Consider the following 18,576-nt stretch of genomic DNA (forward strand, 5'->3'; position numbering starts at 1 on the left):
CCGTGGCCACAACACTGAAATCCGTCGATGCCGTGGTGATCGGGCTGGGCTGGACCGGATCGATCCTGAGCATGGAGCTTGCGAACGCCGGCCTGCATGTCGTGGCGCTGGAGCGCGGCGCCTATCGCGACACCTCACCCAACTGGAGCTACCCCAAGGCCGCCGACGAGCTGAAATACGGCATTCGCGGCGACCTGTTCCAGCGCCTGTCGAAGGACACCGTCTCGATCCGCCATTCCACCGATGGCGTGGCCGTTCCTTATCGTCAGCTCAACGCGTTCCTGCTGCCCGACAATGTGGGCGGCGCGGGCGTTCACTGGAATGGCCAGCATTATCGCCCTTCGCCCGAGGACCTCAAATTCCTCAGCCATAACGTCGAACGCTACGGTGCGAAATTTCTTCCTGAAGACATGACGATTCAGGATTACGACGTGACGTACGACGAGCTTGAGCCGTATCTGGACGAATTCGAGCGCCTGTGCGGCACCTCGGGCCAGGCCGGCAACATTCGCGGGACGTTGCAGCCCGGCGGCAACCCGTTCGAGGGGCCGCGCTCGCGTGGCTACCCCACGCCGGCGCTGCCCGATACCGAAGGGGCGCTTCGTTTTGCAAAGGCGGCCAGGGAGCTGGGCTATTCTCCCTTTCCCCAGCCTTCCGCCAACTGTTCGCAGCCCTGGACCAACCAGTACGGCGTCCGGCTGGGTCCGTGCAATCTGTGCGGATATTGCGAACGCTACGGGTGCTATCTCTACTCCAAGGCCTCTCCGCAGACGACGATCCTGCCGGCCCTGATGCAGAAATCCAATTTCGAGATGCGTACGCACAGTACGGTCACGAAAATCAATCTTTCGCCCGATGGCAAGCGCGCAACGGGTGTGACCTATGTCGATGCCGCGGGGCAGGAGTTCATCCAGCCGGCGGATCTGGTCATCCTCTCTTCGTTCCAGATCAACAATGTCCGGCTCATGCTGCTGTCGGGTATCGGCACGCCCTATGACCCCAGAACCGGCGAAGGGGTGATCGGCAAGAATTTCGCCTACCAGATGATGAGCGAATCCGCCCTGTTCTTCGACAAGGACGTGGCGATCAACCCCTTCATCGGCGCCGGCTCCGGCGGGCAGCAGATCATCGACGAATTCAATGCCGACCATTTCGACCATGCTCCCCATGGTTTCATCGGCGGTGGCTACATTCTGGGGGGGACCACGGGCGGGCGGCCGCTCCAGCAGCTCAACGTGCCGGCAGGCACGCCGATGTGGGGGGCGGCGTGGAAGAAGGCGGCGAAGGAGAACTATCTGCACACCAGCCGTGTACAGACGCACTCTTCGGTGATGGCCTATCGCGGCGCATATGTCGACCTCGATCCGACCTATCGCAATGCGCTGGGCATGCCGCTGGCACGCATCACGTTCGACTGGCACGAAAACGAATACAGGATGACCCGTTTCGTGACCGACCGTGCGCTTGAGATCGTCGAGAAGATGAACCCGAAATCGCACACGCTCACCATGCGCAAGGCTGGAGACCATTTCAATACGCGGCAGTATCAGACAACGCATATTACCGGCGGCGTCATCACCGGGGCAGATCCCCGCACCAGCGCGGTCAACCGCTATTGCCAGAGCTGGGACGTGCCGAACCTGTTCGTGTTCGGGGCATCCGCCTTTCCGCAGAATTTCGGGTACAACCCGACGGGCCTTATCGGTGGGCTGACCTTCATGGGTGCCCATGCCATCCGGGAGCGGTATCTCAAGGCACCCGGCCCGCTGGTTCCGGTCTGAGGTATCGTGCCATGACAGCGACATTCAAGAAACCAGCGACTTTTCTCGGTGCCCTGGCCCTGTTTCTGAACATGAGCGGCGCCGCCTGCCTGGATGGGCGGGCGCATGCCCGAGCGCCGGCTTCGGTCGACCCGAAACTTGTTGAGCATGGCGCCTATGTCGCCATATTGGGCGATTGCGTCGCCTGCCATACGGCACAGGATGACCGGCCTTATGCGGGCGGGCTGCCCATCGCCTCTCCGCTTGGAACCATCTATTCCACCAACATCACGCCCGACCCGGATACGGGCATCGGCACCTACAGCTACGACGATTTCGAGCGGGCCGTGCGGCGCGGCATCCGCAAGGATGGCAAAACGCTTTATCCGGCGATGCCCTATCCGGATTTCTCGCGCATCAGCGACGGGGACATGCATGCGCTCTATGCGTTTTTCATGTCTGGCCTCAAACCGGCGCATGCACCCAACAAGGCGGCCGGCATTTCCTGGCCGCTCTCGATGCGCTGGCCGCTGGCGTGGTGGCGCTGGGTCTTCGTGCCGAAGGTGCAGCCCGCCGTCGCTTCGACGGATGGCGATGCGCTCGCCGACCGGGGCGCCTATTTGGTGGAAGGGCCGGGCCATTGCGGCACCTGCCACACCCCACGCGGCATGGCGTTGCAGCAGAAGGCGCTTTCGCCGCGTGACGGAACGGCTTTTCTGGCAGGCGGTCAGATCGACAATTATACCGCGAACACGCTGCGCGGCGATGATCTGAGCGGACTGGGGTCGTGGAACGAGGAGGATATCGTCAGATTCCTCAAATCCGGCCGCAACCGCCATGCCGCCGTCTTCGGCGGCATGGCGGATGTCGTTTTCCAGAGCACGCAGCATATGAGCGATGCCGACCTTCAGGCGATCGCCCATTTCCTGAAGACGATTCCCGCGACGAAGGCCGGCCCGGCATTTACCTACAACCCGGCGGCGGCACAGGAACTGTTCGCCGGCAATGTCAGCCGGCGCGGGGCACGGACCTATATCGACAATTGCGCGGCCTGCCACCGGACGTCCGGCAAGGGGTACGACGACACATTCCCTGCCCTGGCCAACAATCCGGTCGTGAATGCGGCGGACCCGTCCTCGCTGCTTCATCTCGTGCTGATCGGTGGCACCATTCCCAGCACGGTCAGCGAGCCCACACATTTCGCGATGCCGCCGTTCGGTGACAGATTGTCTGATCAGGAGATCGCGGATGTGGTGACGTTCATCCGTTCGAACTGGGGCAATCAGGCGTCTGCCATCAATACCGAGGATGTTGCGAAATTCCGCAGGCTGATCGCACCGTCGCCCGTCAAGAAGACGTTGTAAGGGCGGCGCCAGCGACAAAGGGCGTGGGGCACGACGTGCTCCACGCCCGTTTTGGTTCACAGATAGGGATGACCATGAAACACATGATATCGAATCCGGGCCGGCGGACGACGCGCACCAGCATGGCGATCTGCGCCCTGGCGCTGGCGACCCTGTGCCAGGCTCCATATCGGGAGGCGCACGCGGACGTGCCCGACCTGCCCACGCGGCCGGTCCTGACACTGGCTGTCGCGCAGCGCATTGCGGCGGCGGCACAACAGCAGGCTGAATCCCTGCACACGCCCGGCGTAATCGCGGTTGTGGACGATGCGGGCGAAGTAATCGTCCAGATCCGGATGGATCATGCCTTTATGCGGGCCAGCGGAACGCTCGCACCAGGCAAGGCCCGTTCCGCCGTGATGTTCCGACGCCCGACCGCCACCCTGGAAGCTGCGATCGCCGGGGCGCGGCCGGCCCTGCTCAGCGCCCAGGGCCTTGTCATGATGAAAGGGGGCGAACCCATTTTCATCAAGGATCAATTGGTCGGCGGTATCGGCGTCTCGGTCGACACGCCGGATCATGACGAACAGATCGCCCAGGCCGGTCTGGCGGCGGTGAAATAGCCTGCCGATCGGGGCCCGGCTCGGCGTGCGTCGCCCAGCCGGGGTTGGCGTTGACGCGCATGGAACGCCCGCTTGCGGTGTTGCGCTGTCTTGCACGGCGGCTCGCGATCGCCTCTGCCTGCCGCTTTCTACTACGGTGGCCGCTGCTCGGGCGCCGCGTTGACGATGCGCTGCACGAAATCCGAGAACGTCCGCGCCCTTGCGCTTGTCAGCCGTCCGGCTGGGTAGAGGGCCCAGAGGTCCACTTGTGTGAGGTCCCAGTCTTTCAGGCACCGCACGACCGTGCCGCTTGCCAGTTCGGGTTGGAACATCCAGTCGGCGGCGATGGTCAGGCCGAGATGGGCCAGGGTGGCGGCGCGGATGCCTTCGGCGGCGCTGAGGTGCAGGCGGGCGTGGAGGGGGATGGTCATTTCCGTGCCGTCGGGGCGGCGGAAGGTGGGTTTGAGGGTGCCGCCGCGCGTGTAGAGGATCGCCTGGTGATTGGGAAGGTCTTCCGGTGTGTCCAGCAATGGGGCGGTGGCGAGATATTGAGGGGTGGCGATCAGTGATCGGCGGCCCTGGGCCAGGCGTCTGGCGATGACGGCGCTGTCGTTCATCGGGCCGATGCGGATGGCGATGTCGATGCCTTCCGTGACCAGGTCCACCCTTCGATCGTCGAGTTCGATATCGACGTCCAGCCTGGGGTGGGCGGCCAGGAAGGCGCCCAGCCGGGGCACGATCTGGATACGGCCGAAGGTTGTCGGCAGCGCCACGCGCAGGCGGCCGTCGAGGCTGGCGGTGCTGTCGCGCGCCGCGCGGTCGGCTTCCTCGGCCTCGGCGATGATGCGGGCGACGCGTTCGAAATAGCGCTGGCCGGCGCTGGTCGGGGTGAGGCCGTGGGAGGAACGCAGCAGGAGCTGGACGCCGAGCTGGCCTTCCAGTTGGGCGATGGCCTTGGAGACCGCCGGCTGGCCCATGTGCATCCGGCGCGCGGCGGCGGTGAACGAGCCGGTTTCGACGACCCGCACGAAGGCGGTCATGGCCTGGAGACGGTCCATTATTATTCCAGACTGGAATGGTGACTATGGAATTATCCTGTCTGCCAATCCGATCTGGAACTGTCCATCCTTGATTGCAACGGCGGCCCCTCGCCGCCGCGCCATCCGCCGGGTGGCGAGCTGATGACAGGATAATTTCGATATGACCGACCTGCTGTTCTCACCGAAATTCGTGGGCCCGATGCGGCTGGACCATCGCATCGTCATGGCGCCGCTGACGCGCATGCGGTCCAGCGCCGGCGACCTGCCCAATGACCTGATGCGGACCTATTACAGCCAGCGCGCGACGCCGGGTGGGCTGCTGATTTCCGAGGCCTCGCCCGTCGCGCTGACGGGATATGGGTTCGAGCGTGCGGCCGGGATCTATGACGATGCGCAGATCGCCGGCTGGCGGCGCATTACCGATGCGGTGCATGCCAAGGGTGGGCGGATGGTGCTGCAATTGTGGCATGTGGGGCGCCAGTCGGCCCGGGTGCTGCAGCCGGGGGGTGTGGCGCCGGTCGCGCCCTCGGCCATTCGGGCGGAGGGCACGGCCTGGACGCTGAACGGCACCGTGCCGTACGACATGCCGCGGGCGCTGGATCGCGATGAGATTCCGGGGCTGATTGCCGCCTATCGCGATGCGGCGGAGCGGGCACTGAAGGCGGGGTTCGATGGGGTGGAGATCCATGGGGCCAATGGGTATCTGCCCGATCAGTTCCTGCAGGATGGGACGAACCGGCGGACGGACGATTATGGCGGCCCGATCGAGAACCGGGCGCGGTTTCTGCGCGAGGTGACGCAGGCGGCCGTCGATGTGTGGGGGGCGGCGCGTGTGGGGGTGCGGCTGACGCCCAGCGGGGCCTATGGGTCGATGGCCGACAGCGACCGGCATGCGACCTTCGGGTATGTCGCGGCGATGCTGGACCGCATGGGGGTGGGGTATCTGCATGTGGTGCAGCCCCGGATCGGGGCGGATGCGGAGGACAATCCGGTCGATGTCGCCACGCTGCGGCCGCTGTTTACGCGAACGATCATCGCGGCGGGCGGGTTTACGCGGGACAGTGCGGAGCGGCTGCTGGCGTCGGGCGATGCCGATCTGATCGCGTTCGGGCGGAATTTCATCGCCAATCCCGATCTGGTGGCGCGCCTGCGCCATGACTGGCCGCTCAACCGGTATGACCGAGCGACGTTCTATGGCGGCGATGCGCGGGGTTACACCGATTATCCGTTCCACGACGTGCAGCGGGCGGGGGCGTGACCGGCGAATGCAAAGAAACGGAATCGATGAATTTCTGTTGTTTCCGTTTCATTGCATCCCGATCGCTCATAACGTGACTGCAACGTCAACCGACGGACACGAACCTTCCGTTTCACCGGACCTTGCCACAGGAATTACCTGCCATGATCACGCCCGCCACCCGCGATGCAGCGCTGCTCGCTTCCCGCATTGCCCTCTCTGTCCTGTTCCTCGTCATGGGGTGGGGCAAGCTGTCGGATTACTCCGGCGCCGTCGCCTATATGGCGCAGACCGGTGCGCCCCTGCCTGCCCTGTCCGCGCTGGTGGCGACGGGTGTGGAGCTGGGCATCGGCGTGGCGCTGGTGCTGGGCGTGTTCGTCGAGCCGCTGGCGCTGCTGCTGGCTGCCTATACCGTTGTGACCGGGTTTATCGGCCATCATTTCTGGACCATGGAGGGGATGCTCCGGTACGACATGATGATCCATTTCTACAAGAATATCGGCATTGCCGGCGGGCTGATCGCCCTTGCCGTGGCGGGGCCGGGGCGGTTTGCCCTGCGGCTGGGCCGGTTCGCGAAAACGCCTGCTCTCTGAACCTTCTTCATTCCCTGTAACCGCAAACGCGAATCCGAAAAGGACGGGACCATGACACGGTTTACCACCTCCGATGGGGTTGGCCTCTATTACAAGGACTGGGGCAAGGGGCAGCCCGTCCTGTTCAGCCATGGCTGGCCGCTCAGCGCCGATATGTGGGATGGGCAGATGCTGCATCTGGCGGAAAGCGGCTTTCGCGCCATTGCCTTCGATCGGCGGGGCTTCGGGCGGTCGGATCAGCCCTGGCAGGGCCATGATTATGACCGCCTGGCCGACGATATTGCCGAACTGATCACGCATCTGGATCTGCACGACGTGATCCTGGTCGGGTTTTCGATGGGGGGTGGCGACGTGACCCGCTATATCGCCCGCCATGGCAGCGAACGCGTGGCCAAGCTGGCGCTGCTGGGAGCCGTGACGCCGCTGTTCATGAAGACGGACGACCATCCGGCTGGCCCGGAGAAGAGCGTCTTCGATGGTATCCGGGCTGGATTGCGGGCCGACCGGGCGCAATTCCTCAAGGATTTTTCACCGGTTTTCTACGGGATCAATCACGGGGCGCAGGTTTCGGACGGTGTGCTGGAGCAGACGTTGCAGATTGCGCTTCAGGGGTCGCTGAAGGCCACGATCGATTGCGTCACCGCCTTTTCCGAAACCGATTTCCGTCCGGACATGGCGAAGATCGACGTACCCACACTGATTATCCATGGCGATGACGATCAGGTGGTGCCGCTGGAGGCCACCGGGGCGCTGGCGGCGAAGATGATCAAAAATGCGACGCTGACGATCTATGAAGGGGCGCCGCATGGTTTTGCGGTGACGCATGCGGATCGGCTGAATGCGGATCTGCTGGCGTTTGCCAAGGGGTGAAGTCCCTTCTTTTCTTCAAAAAAGAGCAGACGCCCCGCCCGGATATACCGATCCGGACGGGGCTTCGAGCAGGATTCAATCCTGCCCATGATCGTCCGGGTGCCCCGATCAGGCGAGATGTCGCGCTGGATCGGTCTTTGCAGGAAGCGGCTGCGGCCAACTGAAGACATCCTGTTCGGCCAGGCGAACGCGGTTGCGCCCTGCCCGTTTGGCGGCATACAGGGCGGCATCCGCCTTCGCGATGAGTTGCCGCCATGGGAGGCCGTCACCCGCCGCGACGCCGAAACTGGCGGTGACGGAGATCCTGGCACCATCGGCGGACAGGATCTCGAGATCGTCCACGCCCCGGCGCAGGCGGTGCGCCAGGGACAGCGCGGTTCCTTGCGTGTGTGCCTGGATCAGGATGGCGAATTCCTCGCCGCCGATCCGCGCGACCAGATCGTCAGGTCGCACATGCGCGCGCAAGACGGCGGCAACCGCGGCCAGCACCCGGTCGCCTTCGGTATGGCCATACCGGTCGTTGATGGATTTGAAATGGTCGATATCCAGCAGGATGAGAAAGGCGCGCCTGCCCGATCCCGCGACATCCAGTCTTGGTTTCCCCAGCATCCGGAAGGCCCGCCGGTTGAGCAGGCGGGTCAGTTCGTCGGTCTCGGCCTGGTGCTTCAGGAGCCGCGCATGCGCGGCACGCTCCCGCAGCTTGACGTCCAGAAGCTCCACGGCCGCGAAGAGCGGCCGCAGTTCCGGGCTGCCGCGATGGGGGAGAGGCAGGCGAACGGGCTGGTCATGGACCAGGGCCACAACGGCCTCGCTGGCCTCCAGAAGGGGACGCAGCACCCGTAGATGTACCAGCAGCACCCCGCCGGCGATCAGGCCGACGACAGCCAGCATCATGGCCCCGACCACCCATGCCAGCGCCAGCGCCCGCCGCGCCCTCTGCCTGTAATGGGAAAGAAGCGTGTCCAGGCAGGCGGTCCGCCAGATTTCCAGTGGCGTCAGCGTTTCGACATAATGATTGGAAAATGCGGCGGCGCTTCGCGTATAGGCGCCGCCATGCGTTCCCTCGGCGATCAACCGGGTGACCAGCGGCAGCCCATCGCCGAAGAACGCGGCCTCGGCTTCGGTCCGAAGGGCCGTCAGGCGTGGGCCACGATCCGTCAGGTCGGGATTGAGCGCCAGCATCTGCCACTGCATGGCGATGCGTCCGGCCAGGCGGTCGCCAGCCGCGATATTGGGCGGTGGGATTGCGGTCCGGACGACCAGGGGCGCGATGATGGTCGACCCCAGGCGCCCGGCATCGTCGCGCAGGGTGGAAAGGAGCAATGCGTGCTGGACAGAGCCGGCCAATTCGGGATCGGAGCGGATGAGTGAGGCGGCCTCCCACATGATTGCCGCCTGGTAGGTGTCATAAGCCGCGAAGAGGGCATCGACCGCGTGCTGGACGGTATCATAGCCGGCCGGGGCCTGGCTGGCAGCCCGATCGACCAGTACCCGTGCCTGCGCCAGATAGCGCACGGCATTCTGGAACTGCGCCGCCGGCACGATGGCGGCGTCGCGCGCCAGGGCACGGTCGGTTTCGGCGCGCGCGGCACGCAGCCTGTCGCGGGCGGATGCCAGGCCGGGCTCGCCCGACATCAGCACATTCGATGGGGCGCGTTCGGTGCTGATGCGATTGGCGGTGTCCAGGACCTGGCGAAGCTGCTCCAGGCCCGCCACGTTGTGCCGGGCGTGCAGGAAACGCTGGCAGACATGGACCAGAATGATGCCGGCCATCGTGGTGGACAGCACAACGGCGACCACGGCGCCAACCCACAATCGCCTGCCGATCCACAGGCGGCAAAGCGACTGGCGTTTTCCAAATCGAACTGGCGTAACCAACGTTCACCCTTCAGTTACAACATTTCAGTAATTTTAATGAACATCAATAGACTCATGGAATTCAAAAATAAATACGGACAATTACGCTCTGACATTACGTGAGTTATTAAAATTAAATCCACGTCCTGGCAGGATCACTCGGCCACGGCAGAACAGATTTCATTATCTCTATCTATTCCATCGAGAAAACGTATGAATGCTTCAGGAACGGGCTCTTCGACAACGTGATCGAATCGCTCATGAAGGCTCCGCCCGATCCATGTCTTCACCATGGATTCCATTCGAACCCCGTGCATTCGAAAAACTCCTTTTTTATCAATGAATCATATCGTTCTCTTCTGGATCGACGTTCATCGGATGATCCAGGATGTTGCGAACGGCCATCCAGAATGCCGCCTCGTCCGTCCGATCCGTCTCGATGCATCGCATGACATGCGTATGCGCCTTTTTCCGCGCACGGCTCCATCCGCAGGCTCGGACCAGGGCAACAGCCATGTCCGATGCAGACATTTCATTGGATATATCGTCATCTTTTTGTATCGCCAATCCGCTCCCCACCCTCGCAAGACATGACGACGACGGAAGCAGGAGGGACACACGTCCCCCACGACCCGCCTGGCGTCGGGCGGGTCGAAAGGTGTTTTGCACTGAGCATACGCACCTCCTGCCTATTTCCCCGTGGTGAACAGCCGAGGCGGTTCACCGCAGGACCATAGGTCCGGGTGTTCTATTTGGCAGGCCACCCGACATAGGAGGCCGCTCAGTTGCAAAAAGCGTTTCGACACGCCGTTACCAGAATAGCACACAGGCTGGCCCCATACCACCCTCGCAAGGGCTCATAGAGGGCATTGCGCGTACGCCAGGCTTGTTCGACAGGGAGGAAAGACAATGCCTTTGGATGGGCAAGCACCAGAGGGAGAAAGCGTCTCCCGTTCGGAACGGAGACCCCATGAGCCGCGATGCAGGGACCGGCATGGCGATAAAAGCCTCGGCGGACACGCCTTCCCGCGCCCCGCCTGGCGTCGGGCGGTCGAAAGGTGTTTCACAGTGGGCGTACGCACCTCCTGCCTATTCCCCCGTGGTGAACAGCCGAGGCGGTTCACCACAGGACCACAGGTCCGGGTGTTCTATTTGGCAGGCCACCCGACATAGGAGGCCGCCCAGTTGCAAAAACGCTTCGACACGCCGTTGTCGGGATAGCACACAGGCTGACCCCCATACCATCCTGGCGCGGGCATAGAGGTATCCATCCATAAGGCTCCCCCCTCATGGATAGGAGCTGCCGGAAAACCCGCGACGCTTCAGGACGCTCTCAACGGCAGGTCGCACGTTCCGCATCTCCGGCATGCCGGACCCGTTCGACCTTGCATTGACCTTGCCATCCCCGACCAGGAGTAGCGCCATGGTTCGCAATGATCGCCTTCTTTCCACCGCCCTGATCGTGTTCGGCGTGACGTTCTGCCTGGTCTATCCGCTCGCGGTCGTCTGGCCGTCCGGGTGGGCCTGGCACACAGGGTCGCCCGCCTCCAGCAACTATTTCATGATGATCGTCGGCGTGTATGCGACCCTCGGCGTCTTCCTGATCCGCGCGGCGTGGAAGCCCTTCGACAATCGGTCCCTCATCTGGTTCACCGTCTGGTCGAGTGTTGTGCATGCCGTTGTGATGGCATTGCAGGCGCTGAGTCAGGATATGCATCACGGGCATCTTGCAGGGGACGTTCCCGCGCTGCTGCTGGTCGCACTCGTGCTTGCCGTCCTGATGAAACGTTCCGACAGGGACCACGCCCCCGACAGGACCTGAAAAGACGGGGCCTTTTCGCCCGAGGGGGTTGCGCCGGTTCTGGACCATTATCGGGCGCGCGTGAGTGGGATATGATCGGATTTGATCGCACGGTTCGGAGTGTGCGGCGTCGGGGGTGCGGATACGGTCGGGCGCATCGCAACTGATCGGAGGCGACCATGTCGCACCCTCTCTTCCATGCCGGGTCGGCCGGCCGCATGATCGCTGCCCGGGCGGGGGCGGACAATCGGTATGATGCAACCTCTTCACCGTCTGCGCCCGACAGCCGGCATTGCGGGGGACACATCATGACGACGGAGGCCCCGCGCACCGAATGCGATCCGCGCTGGAGCAGGATCGCCGATCGGGACAGGAGTGCGGATGGCCTGTTCTGGTATTCCGTGACCAGCACGCAGGTCTATTGTCGGCCCTCCTGCCCTTCGCGGCTGGCGCGACCGGAGAATACGCGGATTCACGACACGATCGCGGAGGCCCGGGCGACCGGCGCCCGCCCCTGCCGGCGCTGCGATCCGGATGCGGCGTCATCCGGGGCCGGGCATGATGCACGCATCGTCCGGGCGTGCCGCCTGATCGAGGCCAGCGATGCGCCGCCGACGCTGGCCGCGCTGGCGGCGGCAATCGGGCTGAGCCCGGGCCATTTTCAGCGTGTTTTCACGAAGGCGACCGGGCTTTCTCCGCGCCAATATGCCGAGGCCTGCCGGAGCGGGCGCCTGCGCGAGGCCCTGCGTGCCGCGCCGAGTGTGACGGAGGCGATCTATGCCGCCGGATATGGGTCCAGCAGCCGCTTTTATGAGAAGGCCGACCGGCTGCTGGGCATGAAGCCGCGATCGCTGCGCACGGGGGCGCAGGCCGAGCGGCTGCGCTTTGCCGTCGGCGATTGTGCGCTGGGGGCGATCCTGGTGGCGTCGAGCGACCGGGGGATTGTCGCCATTCTGCTGGGGGATGATCCGGATGGGCTGGTGCGCGATCTTCAGGACCGCTTTCCGCGGGCGGAGCTGGTCGGTGGGGATCGTGACTATGAAAACCTGGTCGCGCAGGTGGTCGGGTTTGTCGAGGCGCCGCGTATCGGCCTGGCGCTGCCGGTGGATATTCGCGGCACGGTGTTTCAGCAGCGCGTGTGGAATGCCCTGCGGGAGATTCCTGCCGGCAGCACCGTGACCTATACCGAGATCGCGCGCCGGATCGGTGCGCCCGCCGCGGTGCGTGCGGTGGCGAATGCCTGCGGGGCCAATGCCCTGGCCGTTGCCATACCGTGCCATCGCGTCATTCGCCATGATGGCGCACTCTCGGGATATCGCTGGGGTGTGGCGCGCAAGGAAAGCCTGCTGACGCGGGAAAAATCCTGATGGGTCCTGGCATGTTTTCCGCAGGGGACTGGAGCGGGCTGGCCCGGGGGCTGGATGAGGATGGCTGGGCCCTGCTGCCCGGATTGCTGGATGCGGCGCAGTGCCGGTCCATCTCCGGGCTTTATGACGCCGGGAGCGGGTTTCGCAGCCGGGTCGTGATGGCGCGGCATGGGTTCGGGCGGGGGGAATATCGCTATTTCTCCTACCCGCTGCCGCCGCTGGTCGCGGAGATGCGGGCGGGGCTGTATCCTTATCTGGCGCCGATTGCGAACCGGTGGTGCGAACGGATGGGGCAGGCCGCGTGCTTTCCCGACGATCACCCCTCCTTCCTCGCCCGCTGCCATGCGGCTGGACAGACGCGGCCCACGCCGCTGCTGCTCCGTTATGGAGTGGACGATTATAATTGCCTGCATCAGGATCTGTATGGCGCGCAGGTCTTTCCGATCCAGCTCGCGATCCTGCTGTCACGCCCGCAGGCGGATTTTACCGGGGGCGAATTCGTGCTGACGGAGCAGCGGCCGCGCATGCAGTCGCGTGTGGAAATCGTGCCGCTCCAACAGGGAGACGGCGTGCTGTTTGCCGTCAACCAACGCCCCCGCAGGGGCCTGCGTGGCGATTACCGCGTGACCCTGCGCCATGGGGTCAGCCGTATCCGGAGCGGGAGCCGGCATGCGCTGGGGGTTATCTTCCATGATGCGACGTGAGAGCCTGACCGGAAATGCGCGCTGGCGGCGATCCGACGCGCGTTTCCTGTGCTTCGGTGCTCACTTCCATCAAGGCCGCTCCGCTCCGATGCTCGGAAACACACGCCGGACGCGACCCTTGCGGGCCGCTCTCGCTCGCCAGCCCACATTTCCGGTCAGGCTTTGAGGGGCGAAATGGCGTTGACGGGGCACCATATATCCATGAATAAGGATATATGGATACCGAATCGGCCCTGCTTGCCCTGAGCGCGCTGGCGCAAGCCACACGGCTGGAGATATTCCGCCTGCTGGTGCGCCATGAGCCGGACGGATTGCCGGCCGGGGATGTCGCGCGGCATCTCGATGTGCCGCAGAACACGGTCTCGGCCCATCTTGCGACCCTGACCCGCGCCGGGCTGCTGACCTCGCAGCGCCATAGCCGCCTGATCGTCTATCGCGCATGTCTGCCGCGCCTGCGGGAGTTGATGCTCTTCCTGGTCAGGGATTGCTGTGCGGGCAGCCCCGAACTCTGTGCGCCCCTTGTCGCGAACCTGTCCGCCTGCTGCCCGACTTTGGAGACATGCAAATGACCATCACGATCTATCACAATCCGGCCTGCGGCACGTCGCGCAATGTGCTGGCGATGATCCGCAACAGCGGCGAGGAGCCCCGGATCATCGAATATCTGAAGACGCCGCCGAGCCGGGCCGAACTGGTCGATCTGATCGGCCGCATGGGGGTTCCGGTGCGCGCGATCCTGCGGGAGAAGGGCACGCCCTTTCACGAACTGGATCTCGATAACCCGGCCCTGACGGATGATGCGCTGATCGACGCCATGATGGCGCATCCGATCCTGATCAACCGGCCTATCGTCGTCACCCCGCTGGGTGCGGCACTCTGCCGTCCGTCCGAGAAGGTTCTGGACCTTCTTCCCGCGCCGCAGACGGGTGCCTTTGCCAAGGAGGATGGCGAGAAGATCGTGGATGAGACCGGAAAGCGAATTGTCTGATGCTGGCCCTTGCCATTTTCATTGCCACGCTGGTTTTCGTCATCTGGCAGCCACGGGGGCTGGGTATCGGCTGGAGTGCGATGGCCGGTGCCGCCGTGGCCCTGGCGGCAGGCGTGATCCACTGGCACGATATTCCGGTGGTCTGGCATATTGTCTGGGACGCGACCTTTACCTTCATTGCGCTGATCGTCATCTCGCTGTTGCTGGACGAGGCCGGGTTCTTCCACTGGGCGGCGCTGCATGTGGTGCGCTGGGGCAAAGGGCGGGGCCGGAGGCTGTTCCCGCTGATCGTGCTGCTGGGGGCGGCGATTGCGGCCGTGTTTGCCAATGACGGCGCGGCGCTGCTGCTGACGCCGATCGTCATCGCCATCCTGACGCAACTGCGCCTGAGCCATGGCGCGGCCCTGGCCTTTATCATCGCGACCGGCTTCGTCGCGGATACCACCAGCCTGCCGCTGGTGATTTCCAATCTGGTGAACATCGTCAGCGCCAATTTCTTCGGCATCGCGTTCGATCGCTATGCCGCGATCATGGTCCCGGTCGACCTGGTGGCGCTGGGGGCGACGCTTGGCATGTTGTGGCTATGGTATCGGCGGCAGGTGCCGGCGGCCTATCCCGTCGCCGAACTGCCCGCGCCGGCCACGGCCATTCGGGACCGGCATGTGTTCCGGGCGGCTTTTCCGCTGCTGGCGCTGGTTCTGGCGGCCTATTTCCTGACGGCGCCGTTTCATATCCCGGTCTGTATCGTGGCCTGCCTGGCCGCCGGGCTGCTGCTGCTGGTTGCGGGATATGGGCGGGTCATTCCCGTCGGCCGCGTGCTGCGTGGCGCCCCGTGGCAGATCGTGATCTTCTCGCTGGGCATGTATCTGGTGGTTTATGGGCTGCGCAATGCCGGGCTGACCGATCATCTGGCGGCGGCGCTGGTCTGGCTTGGGCATCGGGGGATTTTTGCCGCCGCGATCGGTACCGGCTTTCTGGCGGCCATTCTGTCGTCGGTCATGAACAACATGCCGAGCGTGCTGGTGGGCGCGCTGGCGATCCAGCAGGCGCAGGACATCACGCCGCTGACCCGCGAACTGATGATCTATGCCAATGTCATCGGCTGCGATCTCGGCCCCAAATTCACGCCGATCGGCAGTCTCGCCACGTTGCTGTGGCTGCATGTGCTGGCGTCCAAGAAGCATCGGGTCACATGGGGGCAGTATATGAAGGTGGGGCTGGCGATCACGCCGCCCGTGCTGCTGGTCACGCTTGTGGCGCTGGCTTTGTGGTTGCCCCGGATCGGCCACCTGTGATGCGCCAGGTCACAACGGGCTCCGGTGACCGACCGTCGTTACGGTAGCGGGTTATCGTTCGTCGTATTGTGATTGCGCGTTCTCACACTCCCTTCCGTCATGATTCGCTTACCGTGCCGGTCCGATGATGGCGCCGCAAGACGGAGCAGGGCTAGGAGACTGGTCGGAAGCATTGTGAAAAGCATTACGACTACCGTGGTCTCTTGGAGCGCTCTTTCCGACCAGGCACGACCGGCCGCGTCCACAAGCCTTGTGTCGGAGGCTGCCGTAAGAAAGGGAATGATGTGGCAAAGACCTGCTGCCAAATAGAGCAGGACGGGAAATGCCCAAAATAGCGGTGAAGAAAGTCGATAAGTAGGGAGATCCCTGCGAAAATAAATAAAAATCTCAAATATTTGGAAATATACCCAAGTAACCAGGAGCCACCCAAGAAAATTGGAGATTGGCACACCAAAATAGCCGCCGCTATCGTACCAGATCCACGCCCGACCCAAGGTGGACCCGGACGGGTCTATAACGATGTCCCATTGCGTCATCACAAAAGCAGAGATTATCGGTATGGCAATAAGCATATAGTGAGATTGGGGACGATCAACCTTTGTGCCAATCAAAAAATTGGCGATCACCCACGAAGCATAACCCATTCCGAAATATAATGGGCCTACGATAATTGGTATGACACCAATGTGTGGCAAATTTTTTCCGACGAGAAAAGTGTACCGGCCAAAGGGAAAACCGGTGAGCACTCCAATGTTCTCCATCGTAAACGTAATGAACAGACAAACAACAAGGAAGGTGGCGGCTTCCTTCCATCCGATTGCAAGGACCGAATGAGCGGAGAGCGCAGCGATAGAGATTGCAGCTATTGCCTGGGCGACAAAACCCGTTCCACCACCAAGCAAAATAATCAGTAAGATGAGGATCGCGGGACCAATCGATATCCCTGAGCGCATCAGGCTTCGTCTCATCGTGTAATCCTGGCTGGACCCAAAGATCGACCGGCGCGTCAGGACGCCCGCCGGAGGAAACAGATGACAGACCATCGCATGCAAAGGCGGGTTTCAGTCGTCCTGACGTTGCTCGCGGCTGTGCCAGATACGGAGAATGTAAATGCTGTCCCCGGCGATTTCATAACGCACTTCATAGTCGCCGATCAGGAGATCGCCGGACCTCTCGGTGATCGTATTGCGCCAGGCTTTCGCCGATCCGTGGGAAGGCGATCAGACGTTCGGGAGCGGCGATGAGGGCCTGCACGTTTCGCGCCGCCACCGCCGGATTATAAAGGGCAAGAAAATCATGCAGGCGCGTGACGTCACCCGCCGCTTTGTCTGTCCATCGGATGTTCATTTATCGTACGATGGGCGGGGCAAAGGCCGGTCCGTGGAGAGGCTGTCGGCCCAGGCCCGCATGGCGCTGTGGTCGATGACACGCCCGGCATCCACGTCCGCGAGGGCTTCACGGGTCAGGCGGTCGCGTTCTTCTTCCTGCGCCAGATAGGCGCTTAGCGCCTGTTTGACGATCCAGCCCCGCGAGCGTTCGAGCCGGTGGGCGATCTGATCGACCTGCTCGGCGAGCGCGGCTGGCACATGCGCGGTGATCACGCGGGTCTCCGGTGCTTGTCCCACGGGGGTCCTCCGGTTTTAATCGAATCCAATCATAGTCAATCAGCATGCGAAACGCCACAGAACTATGGGCGGACACGCTGGGAAGGAGGAAATCAGGAACGTCCGGTCGTCCCGATGCTGCGCATCGGGCCATCAAAGGGATAGCCTTCGTTATCGAGGTTACGTGTGTCAGCAACGTATAGACGTCCATCAAGCGGCGACCGGCACTCCCCGCCCCCTGAACGCGCGGCAGGTTTTGAAAAACCGGATGCCCGCTCAGGATGGCGCGCGCGTTTCGCGCCGTGGCAGGGTGAGCAGGGCGACGAGGGCCGAGGCCAGCCCGGCTGTCGCGCCGACGGCCAGCGCCCAGCGCGGGCCGAAACTGTTGGCGACCCAGCCGACGATCGGCGCCCCGATCGGTGTGCCGCCGAGGGCCACGCCGACGCGCAGCGCCATGACCCGGCCGCGCATTTCGGGCGGGGTGGAAAGCTGCATCAGGCTGTTGCTCGTGTTGGTGACGGTCAGCGCCGCCACGCCGATGATGATGAGGGCGGCGGCGAAGGACCAGTAGCTCGGCGCGATGGCGGCCAGCGCGCAGCCGAGCCCGAAGACGCCCGCGCCGGTCAGCAGAGACTCGAAACGCGGCGCCGTGCGGACGGCGCCGAGAAAGGCGCCCGCCATCGAGCCCAGCGCCATGATGGAGGACAGGACACCATAGCCCCGGGCGCCGGCATGAAAGACGGTGACGGCCATGGTGGAAATGAAGATCGGGAAGTTGAGGCCGAATGTGCCGATCAGGAACAGCATGACCAGGATCGCGCGGAGGTCCGGGCGGCCCCACGCATAGCGGAACCCCTCGATGAAATTGCCCTTCCTGCGGTGGGCGCGGGCATTGGGGCGCAGGGCGGCGACGCGCAGCGTGGCCAGGGAGATCAGGACCCCCACGAAGGAGGCCCCGTTGATCAGGAAGGCCCAGCCGGTGCCGGTTGCGGCGATGACCAGCCCCGACACGGCAGGGCCGATCAGGCGGGCGGCGTTGAACGAGGTGGAATTGAGCGCCACGGCATTGTGCAGGTCCCTCTCCCCCACCAGTTCGGCCACGAAGGTCTGGCGGACCGGGGCGTCGAACGCGGCGGCGCAGCCAAACAGGAAGGCGAAGACGTAGACGTGCCAGAGCTGGACGATGCCGCCGACCGTCAACGCGCCCAGCGCCAGGGCGAGGATGCCCATCGCTGCCTGCGTGACCATGAGGAGCCGGCGCTGGTTGAAATGATCGGCAGCGAAGCCCGTCCAGGGCAGCAGGAGCATCTGCGGCCCGAACTGAAGGGCCATGACCAGCCCGACGGCGGAGGCGTCATGATGCGTCAGCTCGGTCAGGACCAGCCAGTCCTGCGCCGTGCGCTGCACCCAGGTGCCGATATTGGAGACGAAGGCGCCGACGGCCCAGATCCGGTAATTGACGTTCCGCAGCGACCGGAAGACGCGGGGGATGCGCAGCATGGATGATCTCGCGGG

Annotated in this window: 21 protein-coding genes; 13 read left to right on the forward strand and 8 right to left on the reverse strand. The window is 63.7% G+C overall.

Annotated elements, in window-relative coordinates; all coding sequences use genetic code 11:
* The first annotated feature begins 2 nt into the window (after positions 1 to 2).
* The 3 genes from HLH29_RS11010 (at position 3) to HLH29_RS11020 (ending at position 3,726) form a co-directional block, all read left to right on the forward strand.
* Positions 3 to 1,781 (forward strand): GMC family oxidoreductase, encoded by a 1,779-nt coding sequence (locus tag HLH29_RS11010; RefSeq protein WP_338030223.1) that lies wholly within the window; start codon positions 3 to 5, stop codon positions 1,779 to 1,781.
* An 11-nt stretch (positions 1,782 to 1,792) separates the two neighbouring features.
* On the forward strand, positions 1,793 to 3,124 hold the full coding sequence (locus HLH29_RS11015; RefSeq protein WP_220791480.1) for a cytochrome c: 1,332 nt from the start codon (positions 1,793 to 1,795) through the stop codon (positions 3,122 to 3,124).
* A 74-nt stretch (positions 3,125 to 3,198) separates the two neighbouring features.
* Complete coding sequence (locus HLH29_RS11020) at positions 3,199 to 3,726, forward strand: GlcG/HbpS family heme-binding protein (protein ID WP_220791481.1); 528 nt, start codon at positions 3,199 to 3,201, stop codon at positions 3,724 to 3,726.
* A 131-nt stretch (positions 3,727 to 3,857) separates the two neighbouring features.
* Here HLH29_RS11020 and HLH29_RS11025 read toward each other — a convergent pair whose 3' ends face one another.
* On the reverse strand, positions 3,858 to 4,763 hold the full coding sequence (locus HLH29_RS11025; protein ID WP_182966720.1) for a LysR family transcriptional regulator: 906 nt from the start codon (positions 4,761 to 4,763) through the stop codon (positions 3,858 to 3,860).
* Between the two features lie 142 nt (positions 4,764 to 4,905).
* Between HLH29_RS11025 and HLH29_RS11030 the strand changes: the two genes are divergently transcribed.
* The 3 genes from HLH29_RS11030 to HLH29_RS11040 all read left to right on the forward strand — a co-directional run bounded on the left by HLH29_RS11030 (position 4,906) and on the right by HLH29_RS11040 (position 7,445).
* Positions 4,906 to 6,003 carry an alkene reductase gene (locus HLH29_RS11030; protein ID WP_182966722.1) on the forward strand — a complete coding sequence of 366 codons (1,098 nt, stop codon included), beginning with the start codon at positions 4,906 to 4,908 and terminating at the stop codon, positions 6,001 to 6,003.
* Between the two features lie 143 nt (positions 6,004 to 6,146).
* Entirely contained in the window at positions 6,147 to 6,575 is a 429-nt protein-coding gene (locus tag HLH29_RS11035; RefSeq protein WP_182966724.1) for a DoxX family protein, read from the forward strand.
* 51 nt (positions 6,576 to 6,626) lie between these two features.
* Positions 6,627 to 7,445, forward strand: a complete 819-nt coding sequence (locus tag HLH29_RS11040) for an alpha/beta fold hydrolase (protein ID WP_182966726.1) — start codon at positions 6,627 to 6,629, stop codon at positions 7,443 to 7,445.
* Between the two features lie 108 nt (positions 7,446 to 7,553).
* On the opposite strand, the gene HLH29_RS11045 is transcribed toward HLH29_RS11040, so the two are convergent.
* Complete coding sequence (locus tag HLH29_RS11045) at positions 7,554 to 9,218, reverse strand: diguanylate cyclase (protein WP_182966728.1); 1,665 nt, start codon at positions 9,216 to 9,218, stop codon at positions 7,554 to 7,556.
* Between HLH29_RS11045 and HLH29_RS11050 the strand changes: the two genes are divergently transcribed.
* Positions 9,195 to 9,425 carry a hypothetical protein gene (locus tag HLH29_RS11050; protein WP_182966731.1) on the forward strand — a complete coding sequence of 77 codons (231 nt, stop codon included), beginning with the start codon at positions 9,195 to 9,197 and terminating at the stop codon, positions 9,423 to 9,425. The two genes, HLH29_RS11045 and HLH29_RS11050, sit on opposite strands and share 24 nt — an antisense overlap.
* Before the next feature lie 213 nt (positions 9,426 to 9,638).
* Here HLH29_RS11050 and HLH29_RS11055 read toward each other — a convergent pair whose 3' ends face one another.
* A complete protein-coding gene (locus tag HLH29_RS11055) occupies positions 9,639 to 9,869 on the reverse strand; it encodes a hypothetical protein (RefSeq protein WP_182966733.1) in 231 nt (76 codons plus the stop codon).
* Positions 9,870 to 10,725: 856 nt separating this feature from the next.
* Between HLH29_RS11055 and HLH29_RS11060 the strand changes: the two genes are divergently transcribed.
* The 6 genes from HLH29_RS11060 (at position 10,726) to HLH29_RS11085 (ending at position 15,457) form a co-directional block, all read left to right on the forward strand.
* Positions 10,726 to 11,124, forward strand: a complete 399-nt coding sequence (locus HLH29_RS11060; protein ID WP_182966735.1) for a DUF6632 domain-containing protein — start codon at positions 10,726 to 10,728, stop codon at positions 11,122 to 11,124.
* A 287-nt stretch (positions 11,125 to 11,411) separates the two neighbouring features.
* Positions 11,412 to 12,470 (forward strand): bifunctional DNA-binding transcriptional regulator/O6-methylguanine-DNA methyltransferase Ada, encoded by a 1,059-nt coding sequence (gene ada, locus HLH29_RS11065; protein ID WP_182966839.1) that lies wholly within the window; start codon positions 11,412 to 11,414, stop codon positions 12,468 to 12,470.
* On the forward strand, positions 12,470 to 13,174 hold the full coding sequence (locus HLH29_RS11070; RefSeq protein ID WP_182966738.1) for a 2OG-Fe(II) oxygenase: 705 nt from the start codon (positions 12,470 to 12,472) through the stop codon (positions 13,172 to 13,174). Before ada ends, HLH29_RS11070 begins: the two co-directional genes overlap by 1 nt.
* A gap of 215 nt (positions 13,175 to 13,389) precedes the next feature.
* The gene (locus HLH29_RS11075) at positions 13,390 to 13,743 is read left to right on the forward strand and encodes an ArsR/SmtB family transcription factor (protein ID WP_182966740.1); all 354 of its coding nucleotides are present in this window, start codon (positions 13,390 to 13,392) and stop codon (positions 13,741 to 13,743) included.
* Positions 13,740 to 14,162 (forward strand): arsenate reductase (glutaredoxin), encoded by a 423-nt coding sequence (arsC, locus tag HLH29_RS11080; RefSeq protein WP_182966742.1) that lies wholly within the window; start codon positions 13,740 to 13,742, stop codon positions 14,160 to 14,162. The genes HLH29_RS11075 and arsC overlap by 4 nt, the downstream gene beginning before the upstream one ends.
* A complete protein-coding gene (locus tag HLH29_RS11085; protein WP_275944172.1) occupies positions 14,162 to 15,457 on the forward strand; it encodes an arsenic transporter in 1,296 nt (431 codons plus the stop codon). The genes arsC and HLH29_RS11085 overlap by 1 nt, the downstream gene beginning before the upstream one ends.
* Positions 15,458 to 15,495: 38 nt before the next feature.
* Here HLH29_RS11085 and HLH29_RS11090 read toward each other — a convergent pair whose 3' ends face one another.
* The 5 genes from HLH29_RS11090 to HLH29_RS11105 form a co-directional block, all read right to left on the reverse strand.
* Positions 15,496 to 16,425, reverse strand: a complete 930-nt coding sequence (locus HLH29_RS11090) for a carotenoid biosynthesis protein (protein WP_220791482.1) — start codon at positions 16,423 to 16,425, stop codon at positions 15,496 to 15,498.
* Between the two features lie 93 nt (positions 16,426 to 16,518).
* Positions 16,519 to 16,596, reverse strand: coding sequence for a hypothetical protein (locus HLH29_RS19635; RefSeq protein WP_338030226.1), 78 nt, complete (start codon positions 16,594 to 16,596; stop codon positions 16,519 to 16,521).
* Position 16,597: 1 nt separating this feature from the next.
* Positions 16,598 to 16,804, reverse strand: a complete 207-nt coding sequence (locus HLH29_RS11095) for a type II toxin-antitoxin system RelE/ParE family toxin (RefSeq protein WP_246374142.1) — start codon at positions 16,802 to 16,804, stop codon at positions 16,598 to 16,600.
* Positions 16,801 to 17,082: a ribbon-helix-helix protein, CopG family gene (locus tag HLH29_RS11100; protein WP_182966745.1), complete on the reverse strand. Its 282-nt coding sequence runs from the start codon at positions 17,080 to 17,082 to the stop codon at positions 16,801 to 16,803. The genes HLH29_RS11095 and HLH29_RS11100 overlap by 4 nt, the downstream gene beginning before the upstream one ends.
* A 255-nt stretch (positions 17,083 to 17,337) precedes the next feature.
* The gene (locus tag HLH29_RS11105) at positions 17,338 to 18,561 is read right to left on the reverse strand and encodes an MFS transporter (RefSeq protein ID WP_182966748.1); all 1,224 of its coding nucleotides are present in this window, start codon (positions 18,559 to 18,561) and stop codon (positions 17,338 to 17,340) included.
* Positions 18,562 to 18,576: the final 15 nt, after the last annotated feature.

It is taken from the genome of Gluconacetobacter tumulicola (assembly GCF_014174215.1).
Lineage (GTDB): Bacteria > Pseudomonadota > Alphaproteobacteria > Acetobacterales > Acetobacteraceae > Gluconacetobacter > Gluconacetobacter tumulicola.